22 protein-coding genes, 1 tRNA gene and 1 pseudogene are annotated in these 23,859 nt (G+C 58.8%); 15 read left to right on the top strand and 9 right to left on the bottom strand.

The features are described from left to right. The first annotated feature begins 35 nt into the window (after positions 1-35). Positions 36-1,334, top strand: coding sequence for an amino acid permease (locus IGS75_RS03350; protein WP_202257569.1), 1,299 nt, complete (start codon positions 36-38; stop codon positions 1,332-1,334). Positions 1,335-1,338: 4 nt separating this feature from the next. Here the strand turns inward: IGS75_RS03350 and IGS75_RS03345 are convergent, their stop codons facing one another. Then, positions 1,339-1,737 (bottom strand): DUF4186 domain-containing protein, encoded by a 399-nt coding sequence (locus IGS75_RS03345; protein ID WP_141350904.1) that lies wholly within the window; start codon positions 1,735-1,737, stop codon positions 1,339-1,341. Between the two features lie 93 nt (positions 1,738-1,830). Here IGS75_RS03345 and IGS75_RS03340 point away from each other — a divergent pair, with 93 nt between their 5' ends. Further along, positions 1,831-2,865, top strand: coding sequence for an exodeoxyribonuclease VII large subunit (locus IGS75_RS03340; protein WP_202257568.1), 1,035 nt, complete (start codon positions 1,831-1,833; stop codon positions 2,863-2,865). A gap of 162 nt (positions 2,866-3,027) precedes the next feature. Here the strand turns inward: IGS75_RS03340 and IGS75_RS03335 are convergent, their stop codons facing one another. Further along, the gene (locus tag IGS75_RS03335; RefSeq protein WP_202257567.1) at positions 3,028-3,522 is read right to left on the bottom strand and encodes a hypothetical protein; all 495 of its coding nucleotides are present in this window, start codon (positions 3,520-3,522) and stop codon (positions 3,028-3,030) included. A 145-nt stretch (positions 3,523-3,667) separates the two neighbouring features. Between IGS75_RS03335 and gap the strand changes: the two genes are divergently transcribed. After that, the gene (gene gap, locus IGS75_RS03330; protein ID WP_141350911.1) at positions 3,668-4,690 is read left to right on the top strand and encodes a type I glyceraldehyde-3-phosphate dehydrogenase; all 1,023 of its coding nucleotides are present in this window, start codon (positions 3,668-3,670) and stop codon (positions 4,688-4,690) included. A 3-nt stretch (positions 4,691-4,693) separates the two neighbouring features. Beyond that, positions 4,694-5,908 carry a phosphoglycerate kinase gene (locus IGS75_RS03325; RefSeq protein WP_202258112.1) on the top strand — a complete coding sequence of 405 codons (1,215 nt, stop codon included), beginning with the start codon at positions 4,694-4,696 and terminating at the stop codon, positions 5,906-5,908. A 308-nt stretch (positions 5,909-6,216) separates the two neighbouring features. Here the strand turns inward: IGS75_RS03325 and rpoH are convergent, their stop codons facing one another. After that, complete coding sequence (gene rpoH / locus IGS75_RS03320; protein WP_141350915.1) at positions 6,217-7,110, bottom strand: RNA polymerase sigma factor RpoH; 894 nt, start codon at positions 7,108-7,110, stop codon at positions 6,217-6,219. A 244-nt stretch (positions 7,111-7,354) separates the two neighbouring features. Beyond that, positions 7,355-8,323, bottom strand: a complete 969-nt coding sequence (locus IGS75_RS03315) for an RluA family pseudouridine synthase (protein WP_202257566.1) — start codon at positions 8,321-8,323, stop codon at positions 7,355-7,357. On the opposite strand from IGS75_RS03315, the gene IGS75_RS03310 reads away from it, so the two are divergent. Then, positions 8,322-8,705, top strand: coding sequence for a hypothetical protein (locus IGS75_RS03310; RefSeq protein WP_202257565.1), 384 nt, complete (start codon positions 8,322-8,324; stop codon positions 8,703-8,705). The two genes, IGS75_RS03315 and IGS75_RS03310, sit on opposite strands and share 2 nt — an antisense overlap. Before the next feature lie 55 nt (positions 8,706-8,760). After that, positions 8,761-9,237 carry a TspO/MBR family protein gene (locus tag IGS75_RS03305; protein WP_202257564.1) on the top strand — a complete coding sequence of 159 codons (477 nt, stop codon included), beginning with the start codon at positions 8,761-8,763 and terminating at the stop codon, positions 9,235-9,237. A 9-nt stretch (positions 9,238-9,246) separates the two neighbouring features. Here the strand turns inward: IGS75_RS03305 and IGS75_RS03300 are convergent, their stop codons facing one another. Further along, positions 9,247-9,546, bottom strand: coding sequence for an ArsR/SmtB family transcription factor (locus IGS75_RS03300; protein ID WP_141350922.1), 300 nt, complete (start codon positions 9,544-9,546; stop codon positions 9,247-9,249). A 126-nt stretch (positions 9,547-9,672) separates the two neighbouring features. Between IGS75_RS03300 and IGS75_RS03295 the strand changes: the two genes are divergently transcribed. Next, positions 9,673-10,758 (top strand): alkene reductase, encoded by a 1,086-nt coding sequence (locus IGS75_RS03295; protein WP_202258110.1) that lies wholly within the window; start codon positions 9,673-9,675, stop codon positions 10,756-10,758. A gap of 56 nt (positions 10,759-10,814) precedes the next feature. Here IGS75_RS03295 and rlmB read toward each other — a convergent pair whose 3' ends face one another. After that, positions 10,815-11,660: a 23S rRNA (guanosine(2251)-2'-O)-methyltransferase RlmB gene (gene rlmB / locus IGS75_RS03290; protein ID WP_202257563.1), complete on the bottom strand. Its 846-nt coding sequence runs from the start codon at positions 11,658-11,660 to the stop codon at positions 10,815-10,817. Positions 11,661-11,729: 69 nt separating this feature from the next. On the opposite strand from rlmB, the gene IGS75_RS03285 reads away from it, so the two are divergent. Further along, positions 11,730-11,815, top strand: a tRNA-Tyr gene (locus IGS75_RS03285). Between the two features lie 290 nt (positions 11,816-12,105). Here the strand turns inward: IGS75_RS03285 and IGS75_RS03280 are convergent. Further along, positions 12,106-12,634, bottom strand: a pseudogene (locus IGS75_RS03280) (transposase); the annotation flags it as partial. 336 nt (positions 12,635-12,970) lie between these two features. On the opposite strand from IGS75_RS03280, the gene IGS75_RS03275 reads away from it, so the two are divergent. Both IGS75_RS03275 and IGS75_RS03270 read left to right on the top strand, forming a co-directional pair. After that, complete coding sequence (locus tag IGS75_RS03275; RefSeq protein ID WP_141350926.1) at positions 12,971-13,582, top strand: nitroreductase family protein; 612 nt, start codon at positions 12,971-12,973, stop codon at positions 13,580-13,582. Positions 13,583-13,703: 121 nt separating this feature from the next. Then, positions 13,704-14,912 carry an MFS transporter gene (locus tag IGS75_RS03270; RefSeq protein WP_202257562.1) on the top strand — a complete coding sequence of 403 codons (1,209 nt, stop codon included), beginning with the start codon at positions 13,704-13,706 and terminating at the stop codon, positions 14,910-14,912. 53 nt (positions 14,913-14,965) lie between these two features. On the opposite strand, the gene IGS75_RS03265 is transcribed toward IGS75_RS03270, so the two are convergent. Further along, on the bottom strand, positions 14,966-16,138 hold the full coding sequence (locus IGS75_RS03265; RefSeq protein ID WP_202257561.1) for an alpha-hydroxy acid oxidase: 1,173 nt from the start codon (positions 16,136-16,138) through the stop codon (positions 14,966-14,968). After that, complete coding sequence (locus IGS75_RS03260; RefSeq protein WP_202257560.1) at positions 16,138-16,923, bottom strand: SDR family oxidoreductase; 786 nt, start codon at positions 16,921-16,923, stop codon at positions 16,138-16,140. The genes IGS75_RS03265 and IGS75_RS03260 overlap by 1 nt, the downstream gene beginning before the upstream one ends. A gap of 231 nt (positions 16,924-17,154) precedes the next feature. On the opposite strand from IGS75_RS03260, the gene IGS75_RS03255 reads away from it, so the two are divergent. The 5 genes from IGS75_RS03255 to IGS75_RS03235 are packed head-to-tail and all read left to right on the top strand — an operon-like array spanning position 17,155 to position 23,764. Further along, on the top strand, positions 17,155-18,621 hold the full coding sequence (locus IGS75_RS03255; protein WP_202257559.1) for an NAD(P)-binding domain-containing protein: 1,467 nt from the start codon (positions 17,155-17,157) through the stop codon (positions 18,619-18,621). Beyond that, the gene (locus IGS75_RS03250) at positions 18,614-20,248 is read left to right on the top strand and encodes an ABC transporter substrate-binding protein (RefSeq protein ID WP_237468952.1); all 1,635 of its coding nucleotides are present in this window, start codon (positions 18,614-18,616) and stop codon (positions 20,246-20,248) included. The genes IGS75_RS03255 and IGS75_RS03250 overlap by 8 nt, the downstream gene beginning before the upstream one ends. Positions 20,249-20,250: 2 nt before the next feature. Beyond that, on the top strand, positions 20,251-21,294 hold the full coding sequence (locus IGS75_RS03245; RefSeq protein ID WP_141350936.1) for an ABC transporter permease: 1,044 nt from the start codon (positions 20,251-20,253) through the stop codon (positions 21,292-21,294). Between the two features lie 2 nt (positions 21,295-21,296). Then, positions 21,297-22,157 carry an ABC transporter permease gene (locus tag IGS75_RS03240; RefSeq protein ID WP_141350938.1) on the top strand — a complete coding sequence of 287 codons (861 nt, stop codon included), beginning with the start codon at positions 21,297-21,299 and terminating at the stop codon, positions 22,155-22,157. Next, a complete protein-coding gene (locus IGS75_RS03235) occupies positions 22,154-23,764 on the top strand; it encodes an ATP-binding cassette domain-containing protein (RefSeq protein WP_141350941.1) in 1,611 nt (536 codons plus the stop codon). Before IGS75_RS03240 ends, IGS75_RS03235 begins: the two co-directional genes overlap by 4 nt. The last annotated feature ends 95 nt before the right edge of the window (positions 23,765-23,859 follow it).

Below are 23,859 nucleotides of genomic sequence, written 5' to 3'. Positions count from 1 at the left end.
ACACCGTCCCGTCCACAGCAGGAAGTCCCTTGTCCATGAGCCAGCCCGACCAGCTTGCCCACAGTCTGCGTACGCGCCATGTCGTCATGATCGCCCTGGGAGGGGTGATCGGGGCAGGATATTTCATTGGAGCGTCCGCGGCCCTTTCGCTGGGTGGTCCTGCGGTGCTGCTGTCCTATGCTCTTGCCGGAACGCTGGTGTTCCTGGTCAATCTGATGATGCGCGATCTGGCGCTGAAGGTGCCGGGACGGGCATCGTTTCTGGGCCAGATCCAGTACGCGCTTGGGAACCGCGCAGCCTTTGTGGCCGGCTGGGCGTACTGGCTGACCTGGATTATCGCGATCGCCGTGGAGGTCATCGCGGTGGCCACGATGCTCGCCCCTTATATTCCGCTGCCCTACGCGGTGCTGGAAATCCTGATCATGGCAGTGATGACCGGGGTGAACCTCATGTCGGTCAAAGGCTATGGCGAGTTCGAATACTGGTTCTCCGCCATCAAGGTTCTGGCAATCGTCTGTTTCATTGGTATCGGCGTCTGGGTGCTGCTGAGCCGCCCCATTCCTGTGCATGAAAACCTGTTCGCGCATGGCGGCCTGTTGCCGCATGGCTGGCTGGCCCTTCTGGCCGTGATCCCGACGATCCTGTTCTCCATGGGCGGCAGCGAGATTTCCACCGTTGCGGCCGTTGAATCCGACAACACCGAGCAGAACATTGTCCGCGCCACGCGCTCCATCGCGCTGCGCATTGGCGGGTTCTATATCGTATCCATCGCGCTCGTTCTGTGTCTGGTGCCGTGGAGCGATGTGGTTTCCGGATATTCGCCATTCCTGCTGGTCCTGCACCGCCTGCATATCCCATTCGCGGATGTGGCGCTGGCGCTCGTTGTCATGACGGCTGCGCTCTCCAGCCTCAATTCCGGGATCTATGTAACGTCCCGCATCCTGTATGAACTGGCGGAATCCGGCTCCGCGCCGGGGTTGTTTCTGACGGTGGATGCATCCACAAAACTGCCACGGCGCGCCATTCTGGTCAGCGCCATAGCGTCCATTGTTGTGGCTGCCTTGGCCGTTCTGTCGCCGACGCTGATTTTTGGCCTGCTGGTCAGCCTGACGGGTGGGTTCATGGTGTTCAACAATACCATGATCGTGGCAGGGCGCCTGAAGCTCGTGCCTGAGTCGCCCTGGAAGGCTTATGTGGCGCTGGTCCTTATCGGATGCACGTTGGCCGCTATGCTGATCCAGCCCGAAACGCGTTCGCAGATCGTGTTGGGGGCTGCGGCACTTCTGCTGATCTTCCTGGCGGAGCGGTTCGTGCCACGTCGCCAACCGGACTGAGGCTTCAGAAGAGCGCCCCCTGCGCCGGGCTTTTGGGTATGGTTCGCCCAAAATCCCGCTCGATCCAGCTTCGCAGCACAAGCAGGATCTGCGCCTGCTGTTCGGGTGTCAAAGCCCTGCCGGGGGCCATGCCATGCCATTTGGACAGGCAGCTCCGGCAGCACGCACCTGTGGCATGCTGTGCGATAAATACCGGATGCCCGCGCATGGGCGTCTGCTTGCCATCGCGGGGTGGATGGGCCGGGGCAAGACGTTCGGCAATGAAAGCCGTGCCATGTTCCATGACGGCATCAAGGCCCCGGCTTTCGAGATAGAGTCGCGCCTGATCGTCCAGGTGAAAGCGGGTGCGGAACCGGGACCGGGCAAGACGTTTGAACAGCGCTTCGGGATCAAATCGGCCCACCAGTTCACAACCTTCTGAAAAACAGGCAAAAAATCACGTGAGAGGGCCTCAGCCCCCTGTGAGAACATTTGTTCTTTCTCCATATGGTAACAAATGGACGCTTTTCCGAGACGCTCCCGCTCATCTTCCGCGGTGGGAGACACAACAACACTGACAGTCCTCTCGCCGCTTCAGGTGCAGGATCTGTTTTCTGCCCGGCTGGATGAGATCTGCGCCGCTTTCGACGAATGGGGCTTTCCGCTGATCGTAGCGGGACAGCTTGGTGATGCCGCGCCTAATGCCTATCCCAAATATTACCAGCTTCCCCTGACCGATCCGCAATTCGGAACCACCCTGGCTCTCGAAGTGCAGAAATCCATTCTGGCGCGGGCCGAAGTCGGGCCCGGCGATTACGTCCATGTCACCGGCATGCTGCGCGCCCGACAGTATCGCGGACAGGTCGTTCTGCGTTTCGAAGTGGTCGCCGTGGAACTGCATGATCCGGATCGTCAGAAGATCGAACGCGTCGAACGTTCCGTTCTGGACGTCCTGCGTGGGTTGCCCTGCGCATTTCACCCCTATCCCACCCGGCCGGAGGCGCGGCTCCTGCTGATTCATTCCGCAGCCTCCAGTGCATTGGTGGCCGAGGATTTCCTTCAGGCTCTCGGCGGGGCCTGGCGCCCGGAACGTGTGCGAAGTCTGCCCACGGCCATGAACGATCCAAGTCGTCTGGCAGAGGCGATCCGCACCTGCCGGGAAGACATCATCGTTCTGATTCGTGGGGGCGGGGACGTGTCCGATTTTGTGGTGTTCGAAAACCCACTGGTGCTGGAAGTTTTGGCCGCCTGTCCTGCGCATCGCGTTCTGGGGCTGGGACATACGGCAAACCGGACTTTGGCCGAACGTGTTGTTGACCATGCCGCAACAACCCCGGCCGATGCCGGGCATTACATCCGGCGCATGAGCGGCCGGGTTTGGCAGGAACAGGAAGAAGCCCGTGCGCAGCAGGAAGAAATGGCTGCGCTGCGTGACAGCGTGACGCAAACTGTTGTGCCCGAGCGGACGCCGATCGGAACACGTCTGCGCAACGGCCTGATCCTGTTTGCGATTGGTGTAGCGCTGGGGCTGCTTCTGACCCGGCTGCTTTGAGGAGCAGATGTTTCCCGGAGTGTTGCGGTTGTCCGCAGGACGGCGAGGGCTGTGGCGTTAAGAAAGAGGCACAGACCGAAACCGGTGCACAGGATACCTAGCACCAGTTTGGTCCCGGTCCGGTACCTCACAGCGCCTCTGTTCCGGGCATGGCTTCGGAGATCAGCGTACGTCGACGCGGACGGACGGTTTTGTGGCCGACGGATCGGTAATGGCGTGCATTTCGATCTGGATGGGCTGTGCGCCAGCCTTTTCAAGATGGGACGCGACGACTGCCGCCAGATGGTTGGTCACATCTGTTAAGGCCTGTGCCTGACCGTCGGGGGTCGGCTGTGGCGGTGCAAAGGCCTGCACGATGAAGAGGACGTTCGCCTTGCGTGACAGGGCAGCCTTCGCAGCGCGTTCCACGACGGGACCGTATTCGGATTCTGGCGTCCCCCCTGCGATCGCCAGAAACGGAGCATGTGGCGGCGGCGCAGGCGGCGCAGGCGGAATATGGGGGTGAGGGGGCTTGCCCGCATTCGGGTTGAACGTGCGCTGGTCCAGCAGCTTGCATCCCGAGAGAAAGGGCGCGGCCAGAAGAAGCCCTCCCATCAGGAGGACGGAGCGGGGCACAGAACCCCGCGGCGAACGGAAATGTCGGACAAAAGGTGCCATATCGTGCGGAACCGTCGCAGGAACGGAGGCTTTGAGCAAGATTATAGAGCCAACTTAATGAAAAACTGTTGATGCCCCCTGTTGCTCTGCTGTGGCGGTGCTATGGAGGATGCCCGAGTTTTCAAGAAACGGAGTAGGGCAGGTCATGGCTGTAAAAATCGCGATTAACGGTTTCGGACGGATCGGACGGCTGGTGCTGCGTGGCATCATCGAGAGCGGTCGCACGGATGTCGAAGTTGTCGCCATCAACGATCTGGGTTCCGTCGAGGCCAACGCGCACCTTCTGGCCTATGACAGCACGCATGGCCGTCTTCCGGGAACTGTCCGCGCCGAGGGCAACAGCCTGATCATCGAAGCCAATGGTCGTACCTATGGTCCGATCAAGGTATCTGCCGAGCGTAACCCGGCACAGGTCCCGTTCCAGGGCGTCGATGTGGCGATGGAATGCACGGGCCTCTTCACGTCCCGCGAAAAGGCTTCGGCCCTGCTGGAAGCCGGTGCCAAGCGGGTCGTCATCTCTGCTCCGGCCACGGACGTCGATGCGACGATCGTTTACGGTGTGAACAATGATGTGCTGACGCCGGACATGAAGATCATCTCCAACGCGTCCTGCACCACCAATTGCCTGGCGCCTGTGGCCTCCGTTCTGGACAAGGCCTTTGGGATTGAATGTGGCTACATGGTCACGATCCACTCCTACACGGGTGATCAGCGCACGGTGGACACCCTGCACAAGGACCCGCGCCGCGCCCGCGCCGCCGCGCTCAACATGATCCCGACCTCCACGGGTGCCGCCAAGGCCGTCGGTCTGGTTCTGCCGCACCTGAAGGGCAAGCTGGACGGAACCTCCATCCGCGTTCCGACGCCGAATGTCTCGGTCGTCTCGCTGGACTTCGTCCCGACGCGCGCTCCGGCTTCCGCCGAAGCCGTCAACGAAGCCATCCGTGCTGCTTCGCTCGAAGGCTCCCTGAAGGGTATTCTCGAGTACAACACGGCGCCGCTCGTTAGTTCCGACTTCAACCATGACAAGGCGTCGTCGATTTTTGATGCGACGCAGACGGTCCTTGTCGATGGTGGCAAGATGGTGCGCGTCTGCTCCTGGTACGACAACGAGTGGGGCTTCTCCAACCGTATGGCCGATACGGCAGCCCTGTTCGGGACCCTCTGAGTGATGGCCTTCCGCACCCTTGATGGTGTGGACGCACGCGGCAAGCGCGTGCTGGTCCGCGCCGACCTCAACGTCCCGATGCATGACGGCGTCATTACGGATGACACCCGCCTGCAGCGGGTTGCACCGACGATCCGCGAACTGGCCGACAAGGGCGCGCGCGTTGTGGTGTTCAGCCATTTTGATCGTCCGAAGGGTCAGGTCGTTCCGGCCATGTCCCTGCGCCCGATCGCGCTGAAGCTCGGTCAGATCCTTGGCCAGCCGGTCGGCTTCGTAGCCGAGTGCGTCGGCCCGACCGTGGAAGCGGCTGTGGGCGCGATGGAAGACGGGGACATCATCGTTCTCGAAAACACGCGCTTCCATGCGGGTGAAGAGGCGAATGATCCGCAGTTCGCCAAGGCCCTGGCGCAGCATGGCGATATTTTCGTCAATGACGCGTTCTCGGCTGCGCACCGCGCCCATGCCTCAACCGAAGGTGTGGCCCGCGACCTGCCGTCCTTCGCCGGACGTCTGATGCAGGCCGAACTAAGCGCTCTCTCCGCAGCTCTGGAAAACCCGGAGCGTCCGGTCGGTGCGATCATTGGCGGCTCCAAGATCTCGACGAAGCTCGATCTGATCGGGAATGTCATCGAGAAGGTGGACACGCTGTTCATCACAGGGGCGATGGCTAACACGTTCCTCGCCGCTGAAGGCATGAATGTGGGTAAGTCCCTGCAGGAAGCCGAAATGCACGAGACGGCGCGCAAGATCGCCCATCTTGCGCAGGAGAAGGGCTGCGAGATCGTCCTGCCGGTCGATGCTGTCGTGGCGCGCGAGTTCAAGGCTCATGTCCCGACCGAGACCTGCCTGATTGGCGAAGTCCCGGATGATGCCATGATCCTCGATGCTGGTCCGCGTACGGTCGCGTTGATTCGCGAACGTCTGGACACGCTCAAGACTCTGGTCTGGAACGGTCCGCTCGGCGCGTTCGAGATTGCACCTTTCGACAAGGCGACCGTCGAGGTCGCTCAGTATGCGGCGCAGCTTACGGAAGACGGCAAGCTCAAGACGATCGCCGGCGGTGGTGACACGGTCTCGGCCCTGCGCCATGCAGGGGTTGCAAACAAGATGACCTATGTCTCTACGGCAGGCGGGGCCTTCCTGGAATGGCTGGAAGGTAAGATCCTTCCAGGCATTGAGGTGCTTCGCTCCGCGGGCCATGATCTGGGGCTCGAATAAGACAAAAGCCGGGGAAGGTGACTTCCCCGGCTTTTTTATGCGCTGCGAGAGAAAGCGTTGGATATTGCTGAGTTTGTCTCGGGCTGTTTTCTGCTCTGTAGTCTCATCGCCTGTCAGGCCTATGACCGTGCCCCTACGCCACCTGTTCCGCCTTCGACTGCATAACCTGTCCTGAGCGGTTGTCCGGAGGGGATGCTGCTGTCTCCTCCAAAATGGGAAACGCAATTCCATCATTCCGGCTGGTGTTCCAGCACGAAAAACCCCGCCAGAGCCATGCTCCAGCGGGGTTTTTCGTGAAAGATGTTTCTTCAGGCTTGAAGGCCGTTTTCGCGGCGACGGTGTTCCACTTCGGCGGCCATGGCCTTCTGAAGCTTCTCCATCGCACGGGCCTCGATCTGGCGGATGCGTTCGCGCGAGACGTTGTAGTGATGGGAAAGCTCTTCCAGCGTGGACGGCTCTTCCTTCAGACGACGCTCGCTCAGGATGTGCCGCTCACGCTCGTTCAGCGTCATCAGCGCCTGATCAAGCAGAGCCTTGCGCCCCGTGAACTCTTCAGACGCAGCGTAGGTCTGCTCCTGGTTTTCGTGATCGTCCACGAGCCAGTCCTGCCACTCACCTTCACCATCGATGCGCAGCGGCGCATTGAGGCTGTGGTCAGGCGCGGCCAGACGCTGGTTCATGGACAGGACGTCTTGCTCCGGCACGCCAAGCGTTGTGGCAATGGAATTGACCTGCTCCGGCTTCAGATCACCGTCATCAATGGCCTGCATCTGTCCTTTGAGACGACGCAGATTGAAGAACAGCTTTTTCTGGGAGGCCGTTGTGCCAATTTTCACGAGCGACCAGCTATGCAGAATATATTCCTGCATGGCGGCACGGATCCACCACATGGCGTAGGTGGCAAGGCGGAAGCCACGCTCCGGATCGAACCGGCGCACGGCCTGCATCATGCCGATATTGCCCTCGCTGATAAGTTCGTTCACCGGCAGGCCATAACCGCGATAACCCATGGCGATCTTGGCCACGAGACGCAGATGGGACGTGACGAGGCGGTGTGCCGCGCTCGTATCCTCGTTCTTGCGCCACTGGCGGGAGAGATCGAGCTCTTCCTGTGGCGTCAGCAGGGGGAACTTGCGGATTTCCTGAAGGTAGCGGGTGAGATTGTTTTCTGGACCCACTGAAATGACGGCTGGGGATGCCATGGTTTTCGACTCCTTTCGCCCGGGGCTTAACCCGCATCCGGATGAGCTGGAGACTCATACGGACCGGCGACGGAAGAGTTCCGTCTGACCCAGGTGACGCATTGGGAAGGACTTTCACGTCCCCGACCGTCAGCCCCCGAACTGGGCGACCTCTGGCGGTACGATCCGTTCCGGCGGCGCGTCAGCTCGTCGGATAAGCAGTTAATGACAGGCTCAGCTAAAAAAGTCAATAACCTTTTAAAGTTTAGCCGATCAGTCGCTTTTTCAAGGCCTGGAAATCTTCAGGAGGGGCGGTTTCGAACGAAAGCTGTTTTTTTGTCCGCGGATGGATAAATCCGAGTCGGGTCGCATGGAGCGCCTGACGGGGGAAATCAAGCGCCGCTTCTTTCGCATCCTGCGACAGGCCGCGCGCCGCTGCGGGAATCCGGCGCAGATAGACCGGGTCTCCGAGCAGGGGATGGCCTGCATTCGAAAGATGAACACGTATCTGATGGGTCCGTCCAGTGGCGAGGCGACATTCGATCAGGGACACGGCAGCCTGAAACGGCTCGATCAGTTTGAACCGTGTCAAGGCAACCTTGCCGCCACTGCCCACGACCGCCATGCGTTTGCGGTCCCTCTTGTCACGGCCGATATTGCCGTCAAACTCGCCTTCGGACGGCACAAGCCCCCAGGCGAGCGCCAGATACGCACGGTCAATATCGCGGGCGGCAAAGGCTTCAGACAGGGCGTTGTGAACCATCGCCGTTTTGGCCACCACCATCAGCCCGGATGTATCCTTGTCCAGACGATGCACGATTCCCGGCCGCTTTTCGCCGCCAATTCCCTCGAATCCTTCACCGCAATGGCCGAGCAGCGCATTGACCAGCGTGCCCGTCTCGTTCCCCGGAGCAGGATGCGTCACGAGCCCTGCTTGCTTGTCGAGCACGATCAGGTCGTCATCTTCATAAAGGATATCGAGCGGAATCTGCTCGGCGATCGGCCGGGCAGGGGTGGGGTCCGGGAATGTCAGCAGCATTTCCATGCCGTCGCGCAGCGTTTCCGCTGGCTCGCAGACCGTCTTTCCATTGACGGAAAGATTGCCGCTTTCAATCAGGGCCTTGACCCGGGAGCGTGAAACCGTGCCGATGGCGTCCGCCAGCGCCCGGTCGGCTCTCTGGCCAGCCGTGGACGCATCGACAACAAGACGGAATGGGGAAACAGGATCAGACATGACACAGGGTGTAGCTGAGGAAATGGCGAACAGCGAGTCGCACACACCAAAAGCGCTTCTGGCCGCCGTAATTTTGATGGGCGTGCTGATCATCGCGGCCGTCTTCGGGCTGATTGGCGTGATTGCCTACCGTTTTCTGCATCCCCGACCGAGCGTGACGGCGACCGTCCCGCTGGTTGATGGCGGCTTTTCCCGTCTGGCGCTTCCGCTGGGCGCGGGCGAACACATCACGTCCGTCACCTCCCGTCCTGACGGGCTGATGGCCGTCACGCTGAGCGGCGCCGGCAGTGACCGGGTCCTGCTGTGGAATCCGGATGCCGGGAAGATCGCGGCCGAGCTCGATTTCGGCACGCCCGTGCCATCGGCCTCCCCGGCCCCCTGAACCGTAAGCCCTGCTGCCGCGTTACGGCAGCAGGATTTATGAAGGATCAGGGATTATGGGACGTCTGGTTGATGCGGTCCTCGCCGCCGGCACGGTTTTCGGAGTTCAATACGCCGCCCGGGAAATCAGCCCTGCCGACGATCCTTCCACCCGCCAATGGTACAACCGCCTGAACAAGCCGTATTTCAATCCGCCCGGACCGGCTTACGCCGTGATCTGGACGCTGCTGGATGGCCTGTTAGCCTGGTCGGGCTACCGGCTTCTGCGCGCCGAAAAATCCTGTTGCCGGACGATGGCTCTGGTCCTCTGGGCACTCTGTGTCGCGGGGGTGGCGGGGTTCCCGTTCTTCGTATTCCGCAAGCGCCAGCTCGGAACAGGTCTGGCCATCTGCGTCGGCCTGATCATGATGTCAGGGGCCTCGATCTGCACGGCGCACAAAGTGGACTGCAAGGCGGCCTCGATGCAGGTGCCGTTCTTCGTCTGGCTGGTGTTCGCAACCTGCATCCAAGAAGAAATCTGGCGCAGGAACTGAGGCTGTTCTTCAGGGAGCGTTCAGAATAGCCGCCAGAAGCCCGGGGAATCGCATGTCGAGTTCCTCGCGACGCAGAGAGTTGCGATGCTGAACCCCTTCGATGCGTGTCCGCAGAACCCCGCTGTCCCGCAGAACCTGAAAATGATGCGACATGCTGGATTTGGGCCGCGTCCCGACCAGCGTTGCGCAGTTCGCTTCTCCGACCCGCCCCAGGTGCCGGACGATATCCAGACGTGCAGGATCGGCCAGGGCGCGGAGCACCGAGGTCAGTTCGAACGTCGCGGGGTCAGGATGGTCGTAGGCAGGCATGGGGTCTTATCCCTTTCCTGAGGTTTTATCGCAACACCTGCTTTGTTCGAGTCCTGTCAAACAAAAGGCTTGCCTTGTTCGATTATTGTCGAACATTATGCGGCCCTGTCCAGAGGAGATTAAGTGATGCCAACCCTGTTCGATCCCATCGATTTCGGTCCCATTCACGCGAACAACCGGATCGTGATGTCACCGCTCACACGCGCACGCGCCGACAAGGATGCCGTTCCAACCCCCATCATGGTGGAATACTACGCCCAGCGCGCCAGTGCCGGACTGATCATTACGGAAGCCACCGGGATTTCCCGTGAAGGTCTGGGATGGCCGTTCGCTCCGGGAATCTGGTCAGACGCACAGGTCGAAGCCTGGAAGCCGATTGTTGCTGCCGTGCATGCAAAGGGCGGCAAGATCGTCTGCCAACTCTGGCATATGGGCCGCATGGTTCATTCCTCCGTCACCGGAACCCAGCCCGTCTCGCCGTCTCCCACGACCGCTCCGGGCGAAGTCCATACTTACGAAGGCAAGAAGCCTTACGAAGAGGCCCGCGCGCTGGATGCCGCCGATATCAGCCGCATCCTGAGTGACTATGAGAACGCAGCCCGCAACGCCATCCGCGCCGGTTTCGACGGGGTGCAGATCCATGCCGCCAATGGCTATCTTATTGACGAGTTCCTGCGAAACAGTACGAATCAGCGGGCTGACGAGTATGGTGGGGTTCCCGAAAACCGCATCCGCTTCCTGAAGGAAGTCACCGAGCGCGTCATCGCAACCATCGGTGCTGAACGTACCGGCGTGCGCCTCTCCCCCAACGGAGACACGCAGGGTTGCATCGACAGCGCGCCGGAGACGGTCTTCGTGCCAGCCGCGAAACTGCTTCAGGATCTGGGCGTGGCGTGGCTCGAACTGCGGGAACCCGGCCCGGATGGCACGTTCGGAAAAACGGAGCAGCCCAAGCTGTCCCCGCAGATCCGCAAGGTCTTCACCCGTCCGCTGGTGCTCAATCAGGACTACACGTTCGAGAGCGCACAGAAAGCCTTGGCGGAAGGTCACGCCGATGCGATCGCCTTTGGCCGTAAGTTCATCTCGAACCCTGACCTGCCGGAGCGTTTCGCCCGCGGCATCGCCCTTCAGCCGGACAACATGAAGACCTGGTACAGCCAGGGCGCAGAAGGATACACGGACTACCTGTCCGCCACATCCGGCCCTAACTGACCCTCAGTTTTCCGGGAGCATTCAGTGCTCCCGGAAACCCGTTCAGTGCGTACCTCTCAGACCGGACGCACCAGTTCGTAAAGTGCGACGGCGGCGGCATTGGAGACGTTCAGGCTCTCCATGTCGCCGGGCATGTAGACGCTGGCGATTTCGTCACAGGTCTCGCGCGTCAGGCGACGTAGCCCTGCGCCTTCGGCTCCCAGAACCAGCGCCACACGACGCCCGGCAAAGCTCTTGCCATCCAGTCGCGTCCCCCCGGCATCCAGCCCGACAACCCAGAAATCCTCGGCCTGAAGCGCCTGAAGCGCACGGGAGAGATTGACCTCACGCAGGATCGGCACAACGTCCAGCGCGCCCGAAGCCGCCTTCGCCATCGCACCGCTTTCCTGCGGCGCATTGCGATCCTGCACCAGAAGTGCCGCCGCACCGAATGCTGCGGCAGAGCGGAGAATGGCGCCGATATTACGCGGATCCGTCACCTGATCCAGCACCAGAACCGGGCCCTTGCGCTCAACGATATCAGGAATGGCGAGCGTCTCCAGAGGCTCGACCCGCAGGCAGAGACCCTGATGAACGGCATCGCGCTCACACAGCTTGTCGAGGCGCTCACGGTCAACGATCTGCGGCTTGCGTGAAGCGCTTTCGAATGCAAGCGCGGCTTCGCGCGTGGCCAGAAAGTCATGAATGACACGCTCGGGGTTGGCGAGCGCGGCCTGTACGGCATGGTGTCCGTAAATCCAGTAGCCAGAGCCGGAACTGCCCCCATGGCCACGGCCAGACCGGCCACCGCGTTCTTTCGAACGCTCACCGGGAGTGCGTGTCTGCTCGGCATGTCCGGCGGGAGAGGAGGAACGATTCGTGGAGCGATCGGGGGCGGAACGGGAGGGAGATCTTCTGGCCATAAAAAAGCGTATAATCGACATCAGGGAATTGACATAGCCGTCAATCCGCCATATCTGAACCGCCGACCCGGAGAGGTGCCCGAGTGGCTAAAGGGGGCGGACTGTAAATCCGCTGGCGTACGCCTACGTTGGTTCGAATCCAACTCTCTCCACCAGGTCCCCTTCTCTTCAATAAAATCAATTCAGTTATGGCCAAGTTCTGGTAACAGTTCACTGCCATACTGGTAGTATCTTGTCGGTATCCTTACATGGCCAAGAAGGCCTATACAGGATGATAATATGCACGGCTTGAAGCGGACAGATAGTCTCACATGGCCTGTTCGTTCATCGATTCCCCAGGACCGCTGGGCTGCCGCGGGGAAGGTGTCTCAGACCAAATCAGGCATTAAGTAAGAAGTGGAGGGATCGAAGAACCGTTAATTGATGCGCTTGGCACGTGTTTTCCATTTTGGAATGCACCGAACGGGATGGCGAGATCGCTGGATGGTATGGTTCCATCGTCCTGACGCTTCGTTTCCGTGAGTTTCAGGGGGTAGCGTGCATGACGATCCTGAGTGCGACCGTTTTGTGGGTTTGTTCTGCCAGTGTTCGGGAATACGTCCCTCTCGAAGATACGTTTTCTCGGTGTCGGTATAGCGTTGCTTTGGAGCGGCCAGATTGTTTTGGTATCCGACACCCGACCTGAAAGCCCCAGTTCAAAGAAGCGCATGAAGGGCAGGCAATAATTGATCAGGTATTCCGTCTGTTCATCGGACAGGTTGTTCAACGTCTGGGTCATCAGGAACTTGAATATCAACACCAGATCGAATGGCGGACGTCTGCCCTTGCGCTCATCGGAATACGCCAAAGCCTGGTTTAGATCCGGACGGAGGACTTCAAAATCCACAGTTCGGGAAAACACTTCGAGCTAGTCACCCAGAGCGCTGAAACGGGGTAAGCCGGGCTTCAATATCAAAGAAACCGCACTGCTTCATGATCCATATCCCAATCAACTCAGGAAAAATGGAATCATACAGAGAGGAGCAAAACCAGAGGGTTTTTCGAGCCCTCCGCCTGTTTTTCCGAAAGTAAAAAACAGAATAAGGAGACCAGTATGACAGCTTTTGGAGGCCGGGGTGTCCGTATCCAAAACATCGGTAACGATGCGGCTGGAAACTCCAATATTGCAGGACAGGCTTCAGGAGCACGCTATTTCCTGAAGCTATAGTCTTGGATTTATTATGATACTAATCCGAAACGGAAATCCTGTTAGAGTTGGGCCTCGTCAGCATGCTGCGTGATGTTACCATTCCCACAACGTGAGATCCGTGATGACCGAAGCCCCCAACCGCGAAGCATCTTCCTCAATCATGAAAATGATCGTCAATCGCTGGTCCCCCCGCGCTTTTACGGACGACACCATTTCTGACGAAGTTCTTCGTGAAATTCTTGAAGCGGGCCGGTGGGCTCCCTCCCAGTATAATTCGCAGCCGTGGCGGTTCATGTACGCCCGGAAAGGAACAGAAAACTGGGAACAGTTCCTGTCTTGGCTGAAGCCGGTGAACCAGAGATGGGCCAAGTCAGCGTCAGCGCTCGTCTATATCGCATCGCGTACCACCATGATCCCGAGAACAACGCCGGATCGTGTTTTTTCCCGCACTCATTCTTATGATGCCGGGGCCGCTGCCATGCTGGTCCTTTTGCAGGCACACCATGCTGGATGGGCGGCTCACACTATGAGTGGTGTTAGTGATGTCGATTTGACCCATGCGGGTCTGCAACTGCCAGCCGATTATGCTTTTGAAACCGCAATCGCCATCGGAAAGCAGGCTCCGGCTGAGATTCTTCCGGAAGATCTGCGGGTGCGTGAAGTGCCTTCACAGCGTGTGCCGGTTGAGCGCGTCATATTTGACGGGACCTTTGTCGAAGCCCCTGATGCCTGACATCCCCTTGCCCTGCGGGCCTCTGTGGCATCGGTAGGGTAAAGCTTGCGGAGAGAATAATGCCAGGATTTGATTCGCTTGACAGAAAGCTGCTCATCCGTCTGATGCCGCTTCTCGTCTTGTGTTTTTTTTTGCTTATGTAGACCGGGTCAATGTAAGTTTTGCTGCCGCTGACATGCGCCATGACCTCATGCTTTCAGGCACGACTTATGGACTGGGCGCCGGTATTTTCTTTATCGGCTATGTTCTCTTTGAGATGCCGGGCAATTACATTCTTGGTCGACTGGGGGCCAGGTTGTGGCTTTCGGTTTGCATGATTACCTGGGGGCTTGTCTCTGCAGGTATGGCCTTCGTCGGGACCGGGACCGGATTTCTCGTCATGCGTTTCGTGCTCGGGGTGGCGGAGTCCGGTTTTTATCCCGGGATCCTCTTTTTCCTGATGCAGGCCTTCCCGCCCAAGCTGCATGCACGGGTCGTCAGCTACCTGATTGTGGTCATCCCAGTGGCGAGCGCTGTGTCGTCATTGCTTGCAAGTGTCATCCTGCACTTGAACGGGACATGGAATCTGCACGGGTGGCAATGGCTTTTTCTGATTGAAGGGCTTCCCTCAATTCTTCTGGGTGCTCTGCTTTATCACTGTCTTCCTGAGCGGCTGGAGCACGCCGTGTGGCTGACAGAGGATGAGCGGGTCGTTATGGCCGGTCGTCTTGCCTATCTGAGGGCTTCCCGGCAGTCGCGCTCTCTCGACCTGTTTCTTGGCGCGTTCAGGCTCCCGATCGTCTGGAAAATTGCCGTTGTCTTCTTCTGTACCTCTTTTGTGAGCAGCACCATTCATTTCTGGCTGCCTCAGATGATTGCTCATGCCGGGTTCGAGCGGCACAATGTTCTCCGGCTTGCGACCGTTCCTTATTTTGCAGGCGCAGTGGCTCTCCTGATAAGCGTGAAGCGAACCGGGACGGTTACTGATAACAGGCGTATTCTCAGTGCTCTGGTGACTGCCTGCCTGGCCTTGGGAAGCATGACATTCATACCGTCTCTTGCAGGACAGGGCGCCCTGCTCACACTGGCTACAGCTGCAATTTTCGTGATCCTCGGGCTGATGTGGGGCGTACCCGGACGTTTTCTGCACGGCGTTCAGGCAGCAGCCGGGGTTGCGTTGATCAATTCATTCGGAAACCTCGGAAATTTTTTTGGTCCGGTGGTTTTTGCGTCTCTTGCCGGTTCGACGTCAGCCTATGCCTGGGGGCTAATTATGGATGCTTTGATGCTGGGGGGAGCCACGATCTTTTTCTGGAAGTTGAGCCGTAAAGGGTCGGTTTCTTCCACATAGCTCATGGGCATGGTGCTCCAGCAGCAGGAAAGACCGGCTTCTGGAGCGTTGTTTTATTCCTGCCCCCTGACGTTCAGGAGACTATTCAGCCCCAGCTCTGACAGCGTAGCCTTTCCACTCAGTGCCATTGTCACGCGCAGTTCGTCCAGAAGCATGTTCAGGATGCGCTCCACACCCTCGACCCCGCCTGCAGCAAGACCATAGAGTGGCAGACGTCCGACCATAACCGCATCTGCGCCAAGAGCGAGTAGTTTGAAAACATCGCTTCCCTGCCGGATCCCGCTATCGGCGATGACTGTCATATTCCCGGCTTCGTCTGCCAGAGAAGGAAGAACATCTGCTACGGGAGGAGCTGAATCAAGATTACGCGCGCCATGTGTTGAGACGACAATTCCATCAATGCCGATCCGTCTGGCGTGTGTTACATCTTCAGGGGACAAAACCCCTTTGAGTACAAGCTTCCCTTTCCAGAACACACGCAGATGTTCGATATCCTGCCATGTCACGTCCTGTGCCAGCCGTACGGACGGGTCCTGTTGGGGGCGCAGGACATTTGGGCGCAGACCTTCCGGGTAATGCGGGAAATCCGGTACTCCACGCCCCTGCAGCAGAGGCCGTAGAAGTGCATTCCACGCCCAGCGCGGATGGGACGCAATGTCCAGGACAGACCGTGGTGTAGCCCGAAAACCCATGCTGAACCCGTTGCGTCGATTGTAGTGCCGCAGCGGCTGAACGGCCGTGTCTACCGTCACCAGCAGCGTTTCCACACCGGCAGTTCTGACGCGTTCCACCAGGTCCAGTGTCCGTTGCCGGTTCTGCCAGATGTAGAGTTGAAACCACACGTTTCCCGGTGCTGCCCGTGCAACGGTTTCGATCGGTACGATGGATTGTGTGGCCAGACAGACCGGTATTCCCACCCGGGCCGCAGCCGAGGCGATCCGGGCTTCTCCGCCGGTGCGGATCATGCCTGCAATGGCCGTGGGCGCGACGATCAGAGGGGTTGGGAAGGTTTTCCCCAGGATATTACACGACAGGTCTCTGGTGCTGGAGCCAGTGAGAACGGACGGCATGATCCGCAGATGGTCCAACGCCGTTCTGCCCTGTTTGAGGGCTGTTTCCCGTTCGCTTCCCCGGTCCATGTATTCAAAAAGCACCCGGGGCAAATAACGACGGGCGGCTGTACGAAAATCTTCTGTTTCCAGCAGGGGCGATAAATCATGCCGCATTATACACTCCTGACCATTCCACCATCGATGCGGATCTGGCTGCCGGTGATGTAGGATGCTCGCTCACTGGCCAGAAAAACTGCGGCATCGGCAAATTCTTCCGGCCGCCCATAACGTCCGGCGGGAATGTTGCACAGGGAGCGGTTGGCGACTTCTTCGACAGTTATGCCGTCACGAGAGGCCGCTGCGCCATCGAGCTGGTCGAGGCGATCCGTATGAATGCGTCCAGGGATCAGCATGTTGACCGTCACACCATCCACAGCAACCTCATTGCTGAGTGTCTTGGACCAGCCGGCAATCGCTCCGCGGATCCCGTTTGAAAGGCCAAGTCCGGGGATAGGCTGCATGATCCCTGATGACCCTACAGTCAGCACGCGCCCCCATTTTCGTGCCCGCATCCCGGGAACCAGCCGGGATGCCAGCAGGAAGAAGCGGCTTGCCATGACCGTGAAATGGTCGATCCACTCCTCGTCGGAGAAAGCGCTGACGGGGCCGGGTGGGGGGCCGCCGCTGTTGTTGACGAGAATGTCTACGCCTACGCTGGCCAGAACGCTGTCTGCCAGTGCGGTAATGGATGCACGGTCCTTGAGATCGGCCTGCAGCGCTGTAATACGGTTGCGCTGCTCTTCAGGTAATTCTGCACGCCAAACTTCGATGTCAGCGGGATGCCGCGAGGCTGCCAGGACATTGACACCTTCGGCGCATAGGCCAATCGCGATTGCACGTCCCAGCCCCCGGCTTGCTCCAACCACGAGAGCCGTTTTTCCATTCAGACCCAGATCCATGGATTTTCCCCTTCAGAGGCGTATGCAGCAGCACTGTGGAACAGTTTCCAATACCCTGTCGACAGGATCGGATACGAAATAATTACAATTCTGCTCTTTATTCCGGGGCGGTATTAAGATGGCTTATACCCGGCAATGATTCGCAATCGAAAAAGCCGGGAAAACAGTTCACATCAGCTGCTTTTCGTTCTCTCCTGTAAACGATATTCCAGATGACAGGCGGTGTACAAAATGACCTCAGACGCCCTTCCGCAGACAAATCACGCTCTGGCCGACCTGACAGTCCGCGTTCGTGATGACCTTGATCGCATCGCTCATCCACGCCGCTCCTGGACATTCCGGCACGTGGCCCCCTTCGGCGAGGCAATGCTCGATGTTCTGATCGTGGGCGGTGGGCAAAGCGGTCTTGCTGCGGCATTCGGCCTGATGCGCGATGAGGTCAGCAATATTCTGGTGGTCGATCAGGCTCCCCGGGGGATGGAAGGGCCATGGCTGAGCTATGCCCGCATGCATACGCTTCGCAGCCCTAAGGACTTCACCGGCCCCGATCTCGATATTCCGTCCCTGACCTATCAGAGCTGGCACGAAGCGAAGTTCGGGGCAGAAAGCTGGACTGCATTGCATCTGATCACCAAGCAGCATTGGGTCGAATATCTGCTCTGGCTGCGTGATACCGTTGGAATTCCGGTCCAGAATGACACGACTGTTCTGGATATTGAGCCCTGTGAAGGCGGTTTGTGTGTCCTGCTCCAGAGTGCAGGTGCGGAACCGGTGCGCCGTTTTGCCCGCAAAGTTGTTCTTGCCACGGGACAGGAGAGTCTGGGTCGCTGGTCTATGCCGGGCTTCATCGAAGCGCTGCCTGCACAGGTTCGCGCCCACACGGCTGAAGGTATTGATTTCGCGGCTCTGCGTGGGAAACGCGTTGCCGTTCTTGGAGCTGGTGCATCAGCGTTCGACAATGCAGCGACCGCTCTGGAAGCAGGGGCAGGAGAGGTACATCTTTTCTGTCGCCGGGCGGAGCCGCAGCTTGTGCAGCCCTACCTGTGGCTGACCTTTACTGGTTTTCTGAAGCATTTTTCCGAACTGGATGACGTCTGGAAATGGCGCTTCATGAACTATATTCTTGGCCTGCGTGAAGGTTTTCCCCAGCCCACATGGGACCGCTGCGCGAAGCACATGAATTTCCGTCTTCATACGGGAGCAGGCTGGAACGGTGCCCGCATGGAGGGAGAAAAAATCCTGCTGGAGACCGCACAGGGGCCTTTTGAGGCGGATTACGTCATCTGCGCCACCGGTATTGAGCATAATCCTGCGCAGCGCCCGGAACTGGCTCGTGCTGCTGAAAATATCGCCCGTTGGGAAGACCGCTTTACGCCTGCTCCGGGTGAGCAGAACAGCCGCCTGGCGGCCTTTCCCTATTTGGGAAACGATTACACGCTCCAGGAACGCGTTCCCGGTGAAACGCCGTGGCTGCGGAATATCCATCTGTTCTCGATCGCGGCCACGATGAGTTTTGGGCCGTCAGGATCATCCATCAACGCCATGAAATTCTCTGTGCCCAAGCTGGTCTCTGGGATCACCGGTGCCCTGTTTCGTGATGATGTGCAGGCCTACTGGCAGGATCTGAAAGACTACGACATTCGGCAGGCGGAGCTTCGTTGGCCCGCCGGTCATCCCATGACACTGGAAGATGCCTGAGCCTATGGTCAGAAACATCTTCAGCCGTCGGGCCTTCCTGAGTTCGGCCCTCAGTGCGGGGGCTGCCCTGACACTCCCGTACCCGCAGGGTTCCGCTTTGGCCCAGTCCCGAAGAGAGACGCTGCGTCATGTCACGGGCGGTGCCATCAATACGCTTGATCCCACCATGCTCGGATCGACCCGTGAGTCCTTCGGGTTGAGCATGAATGTCTATGATCGCCTCATGACGTTCGGCAGCCGTCCTATCGGGGCCTTCGCGACGTTCGATCCTGCGCATCTGCAGGGCGAGCTTGCTGAATCCTGCGAGATCAGCGCAGACCAGCGGCGTCTTACACTTCACCTTCGGGACAATGCCGTCTGGCATGACGGTACACCCGTCGTGGCTGAAGACATTAAATGGTCTCTTGATCGCTGTGTCTCGGCCAACTCGCTCGCCCGCCCCCAGTTTAGCAGCGGTTCCCTGACCACACCGGATCAGTTCCGCATTGCTGGTGAGCGCACCATCGAGATTTCCTTGCCCAAGCCCGACCGCCTGGCAATGGCCAATCTGGCCATGCCTTATGCGATCATGGTCAACAGTCGGCTGGCCCGACAGCATGCCACATCAGACGATCCCTGGGCCCAGCAGTGGCTCCAGCACAATACGGCCGCCGGAGGGGCTTTTCGTGTCGAGAACTTCAGGCCCGGCGTGAATGTCACCTTGACCCGTCATAACGGCTGGCACAGTGGAGCAGCGCCCTTCTTCCAGCGGATCATCAGCCAGACCGTTCCTGAAGCCACAACCCGCGCCGGGCTGATCGAACGCGGGGACGCTGACATTGTCATTGACCTTGAGGCCTATGACATCATGGCGCTTTCCCGGCGCGGCAAGGTCCACATCGATTCCGTTGTGGAGAGCAACTGCTTCACGCACTTGGCTTTCAATACACAGAGCGCGCCGTTCGATAATGTTCTTGTCCGCCGTGCCATTGCGCTGGCCCTGCCGTATCAGGACCTGTTTGCCGCCAGCATTTTTGGACGCGGCAAACCCCTTTATGGTGCAGACTGGTCAGAGCGGTCGCCTGCGCCTGACTTTCCTCAGCCTCTGCCATTTTCGCAGAATGTCCAGAAAGCACGCGAGATGTTGACGAAAGCCGGCCATCCCGACGGTTTTCACACGACTTTCTCCTATGCCACCAGCCAGACGACAACAGCTGAGCCCATGGCCGCGCTGATCCAGGAAGCGCTAGGTCATATCGGCATTACGGTCAGAATCGACAAGCTCCCGGATGCACAGTTCAATACTATGCAGGCCCGGCGACAGCTCGATTTCTACACCGACACAGCGGCCGGCTGGATCGAGCATGCCTATTATTTCTTCTACCTGTATTTCACCCGCGACCAGCGCTGGAATTTCTCCAACTGGAATAGTCCGCAAATGGTGGAGCTTGTGGAAAAGGCCCGTTTTGAGACAGACGAAGCGGCCTATGTGGCCGAATGTCAAGGCATGTTGGACCTGCTCGTCGATCAGGTTCCGCTAATCCTTCTGTGGCAGCCCAACATGGATGCCGTAACCGTCCCTGACCTTACTGGCTTCACATACCAGTATTACCGTCAGGTCGATTTCCGCACTCTGGCCCGGAGCTGAGCATGTCCGCGGAAAAACATCTCCTCCCGCCTTTGGTCCGCCGGATCGGGCTGCGTCTGGGCGCGGCGCTTCCCGCGCTCTTCTGCGTCATTCTCTTCACCTTCATCATGATGCGGGTGCTTCCCGGTGATCCTGCCGTCTATTTTGCTTCTGGCCCTAATGCCGGGCAGGCTGAAATTCAGGAACTGCGCCACAAAATGGGGCTTGATGCACCCATGCCCGTCCAGTTTCTGCACTATCTAGAAAACCTCGTGACGGGTGATCTTGGTCGCTCCCTGACGACTGGACAGTCCGTGGCACGGGATATGCAGGAACGTCTGCCTGCTTCGCTGGAACTGACGTTGACAGCATTGGCTCTCAGCCTGCTGATTTCTCTCCCTCTGGGCCTGACGGCGGCCTGGTGGTCCGGTTCGAAATACGACCAGTTCGTCCGTGCTTTCTGTTCCGCCTGTTTTTGCATACCGCCGTTCGTCTCGGGGATTCTGCTGGTCTACGTTTGTTATTACTGGCTGGGTCTTGCGCCGGACCCGACTGGCCGGATTAATATTTTCCTTCCTCAACCTCCAAGGCTGACGGGTCTCCTGTTGATTGACAGTGCGCTGGCGGGGGACTGGACGGCGTGGCACGAGGCTGCCGGTCAGCTTGTTCTGCCGGCCACGACCATGGCGCTGTTTGTGATTGCGCCTTTGACCCGTATGACGCGGGCGGCAGTGATTTCGGTGTTGGGGGCAGATTATATACGTACGGCACGGGCCATGGGACTTCCGACCTGGCGGATCATGATCGTCTATACGCTGCGCAACGCGCTGATGCCGGTCCTGACGACTGTGGGGATCGTGTTTTCGACCATGATGGGGGCGAATGTGCTGGTGGAGAAAATTTTCTCCTGGCCGGGTGTAGCGTCCTATGCGCTCGATGCGCTCGTTTCGTCCGATTATGCGCCGGTGCAGGGGTTTATCCTGCTGATGGCGTGCCTGTTCATTCTGGTAAATCTGGTGATTGACCTGCTGCTGGGTGTGTTGGACCCGCGAGTGAGTGTGGAATGACCATGATGAATGTCACAATGCGCTCAAAGCGCTTCGGGTTCGGACGTTTTATCCGCCAGCAGCCTGTGGCAGCGCTGGCAATCGGTGGTCTTTCTATCATCGTGATTCTGGCGGTGCTTGCGCCCGTAATCTCGCCATACGATCCGCTGGCTTCGGACGTACCGCATGCGCTTCTTGCGCCTGACGGGCAGCACTGGTTTGGAACCGACGAGTTGGGGCGTGATGTATTCAGCCGGATCCTTGCGGCGGCACGCCTTGACCTGTCGATTGCCGTTTCTGCAGTGGCGATCTCGCTTGTGGCGGGTGTAACGGTCGGGTGTTTCTGTGGGTATCAGGGGGGCTGGCTGGACCGTGTGACGGGGCGCATTGTGGATGTGCTGACGGCGTTTCCGCTGTTCGTCATGGCCATGGCGCTTGTGGCAGTTCTGGGGAATTCAATCGCCAATCTGATCTATGCGACGGCCATTATCAATTTTCCGTTCTATATTCGGATCGCACGGAGCGAGGTTGCGGCGCGCCGGAATCTGGGCTGGGTCGAGGCGGCGCATGTCAGCGGAACGTCGCCCACGCGCATCGTGCTGATGTTCCTGCTGCCCAATATTTTGCCGACCATCGTCGTACAGGCGTCCCTCAATCTGGGCTGGGCTATTCTCAATGCCGCAGGGTTGTCCTTTCTGGGACTAGGTATTCCGGTACCGACGCCTGAATGGGGAGTGATGGTTGCCAACGGGGCACATTTCATGTCCTCGGGGCGCTGGTGGCTGGTGGTGTTTCCAGGCGGGATGCTGATGGTGACCATCCTGTGTTTCAATCTTCTGGGAGATGGCCTGCGGGACCTGCTCGATCCGAGGACACGCTCATGAACGAACCTCTTCTGACCATCGATGGTCTTCGTGTCAGCTTCACATCTGACCGGAGCAGCAGAGAAGTCCTGCATGGCATTTCTCTGTCCGTTGAGCGCGGGAAGGTGCTTGCGCTTGTGGGGGAAAGTGGCTCGGGCAAGTCCGTAACAGGGCTGACTACGATGGGATTGCTACCGAAACAGGCTGTCGTGACGGAAGGGACAATTCGGTTCCGGGGGCAGGATATTACACGTCACGTTCCGCGCAGCCTGCGCGGGGCAGGCATCGCGATGGTGTTCCAGAATCCGCGTGCGGCGCTCAATCCGACACGGCGGGTGCGGGACCAGCTTGCGGACGTGATCCGGGCTCACGACAGACTGGACCGCGCTGCATTGCAGGCGCGGCTTGTGGAACTGATGCATCAGGTGAGCATCACGGACGTTTCGCGGTGTCTGAATGCGTATCCACATCAGCTTTCAGGGGGTCTGTGCCAGCGCATCGTCATTGCCATGGCAGTGGCATGTTCGCCTGATCTGATCATCGCGGATGAGCCGACGACGGGTCTGGACGTTCTGACGCAGAAATCGGCAATGGATTTGCTCCTGCGTCTGACGCGCGAGCAGGACATGGGCATGATTCTCGTGACGCATGATCTGGGAATGGCGGCGCAGTACAGCGATGATGTTGCGGTCATGCGACATGGTGAAATCGTAGAGCGCGGAACGCCCGAAATGCTCTTTAGTAACCCGCAGAACAACTATACGCGTCGGCTGGTTGCGGCATGTCCCAATGAAACATCTTTACTGGAAGCGCCGGAGGATGCTGCCGCCCGGCAGGAAAGCGGTCCTGCGGTATTGCTGGAGGTACGAAATCTGGTGAAGGAATATCAGAGCGGGTTCCGGGCCGTAGATGACGTGTCCTTTTCTATCCGTCAGGGCGAATGTCTTGGACTGATCGGGGAGTCCGGTTCGGGAAAAAGCACGATTTCCCGGCTTATCAGTCGTCTGGTAGATGTGGACAGTGGTGAAATCCTGTTCAACGGGACGTCGATCAGTTCACTTTCCGCCGAGGATTTTTATCGGGCGCCACAGCGTCGGCAAATCCAGTTCGTTTTTCAGGATGCGGCAGGCAGTCTCAATCCGCGTTACACGGCTTTCCGGTCAATTGTTGATCCACTGCTGCGAATGGGGCCGGTCCCTGAGGGAGATGCACTTGCAGAGCTTGTCGTGCAGACCGCGCGGTCCGTCGGGCTGTCGGAAGATATGCTGGAGCGTTATCCACACCAGATGTCGGGAGGGCAATGCGCCCGTGTGGGTATTGCGCGGGCGATTATTGTATCGCCGGACCTGCTGATTCTTGATGAACCCACTGCTGCTTTGGATGTGCTGGTGCAGGCCGAGGTGCTGGCGCTTCTTGAACGGCTGCGGCGGGAGCGGGGCATGTCCTACCTGTTCGTCAGTCATGATCTGCATGTTGTGCGCATGCTGTGCGACCGAGCGATCATTCTGCGGAAGGGGAGGATTGTTGAGGCCGGGCGGTGTGAGAATATCTTCCACGCCCCGCAAAGCAATTATACGGCGCAGCTTCTGGAAGCGATCCCACATTTCAGGCCGGCGGCATGCGTATAAGCAATTCAAATAGAGGCCATTCAATTGTTATAGGCCTTTAATTGATTCGATTTCGGAATTTCCATAACGTCAAGACAGGTCAAAAATAGACGCAA

Source organism: Gluconobacter sphaericus, assembly GCF_016757795.1.
Lineage (GTDB): Bacteria > Pseudomonadota > Alphaproteobacteria > Acetobacterales > Acetobacteraceae > Gluconobacter > Gluconobacter sphaericus.
This window is presented reverse-complemented; position numbering and strand designations above follow the sequence as displayed.

What these genes read in the sequence shown, in the direction of transcription:
- IGS75_RS03350 (WP_202257569.1), top strand. Translation starts at nt 36, where the DNA reads ATGAGCCAGCCCGACCAGCTTGCCCACAGTCTGCGTACGCGCCATGTC.
- IGS75_RS03340 (WP_202257568.1), top strand. Translation starts at nt 1,831, where the DNA reads ATGGACGCTTTTCCGAGACGCTCCCGCTCATCTTCCGCGGTGGGAGAC.
- IGS75_RS03335 (WP_202257567.1), bottom strand. Translation starts at nt 3,522, where the DNA reads ATGGCACCTTTTGTCCGACATTTCCGTTCGCCGCGGGGTTCTGTGCCC.
- gap (WP_141350911.1), top strand. Translation starts at nt 3,668, where the DNA reads ATGGCTGTAAAAATCGCGATTAACGGTTTCGGACGGATCGGACGGCTG.
- IGS75_RS03325 (WP_202258112.1), top strand. Translation starts at nt 4,694, where the DNA reads ATGGCCTTCCGCACCCTTGATGGTGTGGACGCACGCGGCAAGCGCGTG.
- rpoH (WP_141350915.1), bottom strand. Translation starts at nt 7,110, where the DNA reads ATGGCATCCCCAGCCGTCATTTCAGTGGGTCCAGAAAACAATCTCACC.
- IGS75_RS03310 (WP_202257565.1), top strand. Translation starts at nt 8,322, where the DNA reads ATGACACAGGGTGTAGCTGAGGAAATGGCGAACAGCGAGTCGCACACA.
- IGS75_RS03315 (WP_202257566.1), bottom strand. Translation starts at nt 8,323, where the DNA reads ATGTCTGATCCTGTTTCCCCATTCCGTCTTGTTGTCGATGCGTCCACG.
- IGS75_RS03305 (WP_202257564.1), top strand. Translation starts at nt 8,761, where the DNA reads ATGGGACGTCTGGTTGATGCGGTCCTCGCCGCCGGCACGGTTTTCGGA.
- IGS75_RS03300 (WP_141350922.1), bottom strand. Translation starts at nt 9,546, where the DNA reads ATGCCTGCCTACGACCATCCTGACCCCGCGACGTTCGAACTGACCTCG.
- IGS75_RS03295 (WP_202258110.1), top strand. Translation starts at nt 9,673, where the DNA reads ATGCCAACCCTGTTCGATCCCATCGATTTCGGTCCCATTCACGCGAAC.
- rlmB (WP_202257563.1), bottom strand. Translation starts at nt 11,660, where the DNA reads ATGGCCAGAAGATCTCCCTCCCGTTCCGCCCCCGATCGCTCCACGAAT.
- IGS75_RS03275 (WP_141350926.1), top strand. Translation starts at nt 12,971, where the DNA reads ATGACCGAAGCCCCCAACCGCGAAGCATCTTCCTCAATCATGAAAATG.
- IGS75_RS03265 (WP_202257561.1), bottom strand. Translation starts at nt 16,138, where the DNA reads ATGCGGCATGATTTATCGCCCCTGCTGGAAACAGAAGATTTTCGTACA.
- IGS75_RS03260 (WP_202257560.1), bottom strand. Translation starts at nt 16,923, where the DNA reads ATGGATCTGGGTCTGAATGGAAAAACGGCTCTCGTGGTTGGAGCAAGC.
- IGS75_RS03255 (WP_202257559.1), top strand. Translation starts at nt 17,155, where the DNA reads ATGACCTCAGACGCCCTTCCGCAGACAAATCACGCTCTGGCCGACCTG.
- IGS75_RS03250 (WP_237468952.1), top strand. Translation starts at nt 18,614, where the DNA reads ATGCCTGAGCCTATGGTCAGAAACATCTTCAGCCGTCGGGCCTTCCTG.
- IGS75_RS03245 (WP_141350936.1), top strand. Translation starts at nt 20,251, where the DNA reads ATGTCCGCGGAAAAACATCTCCTCCCGCCTTTGGTCCGCCGGATCGGG.
- IGS75_RS03240 (WP_141350938.1), top strand. Translation starts at nt 21,297, where the DNA reads ATGATGAATGTCACAATGCGCTCAAAGCGCTTCGGGTTCGGACGTTTT.
- IGS75_RS03235 (WP_141350941.1), top strand. Translation starts at nt 22,154, where the DNA reads ATGAACGAACCTCTTCTGACCATCGATGGTCTTCGTGTCAGCTTCACA.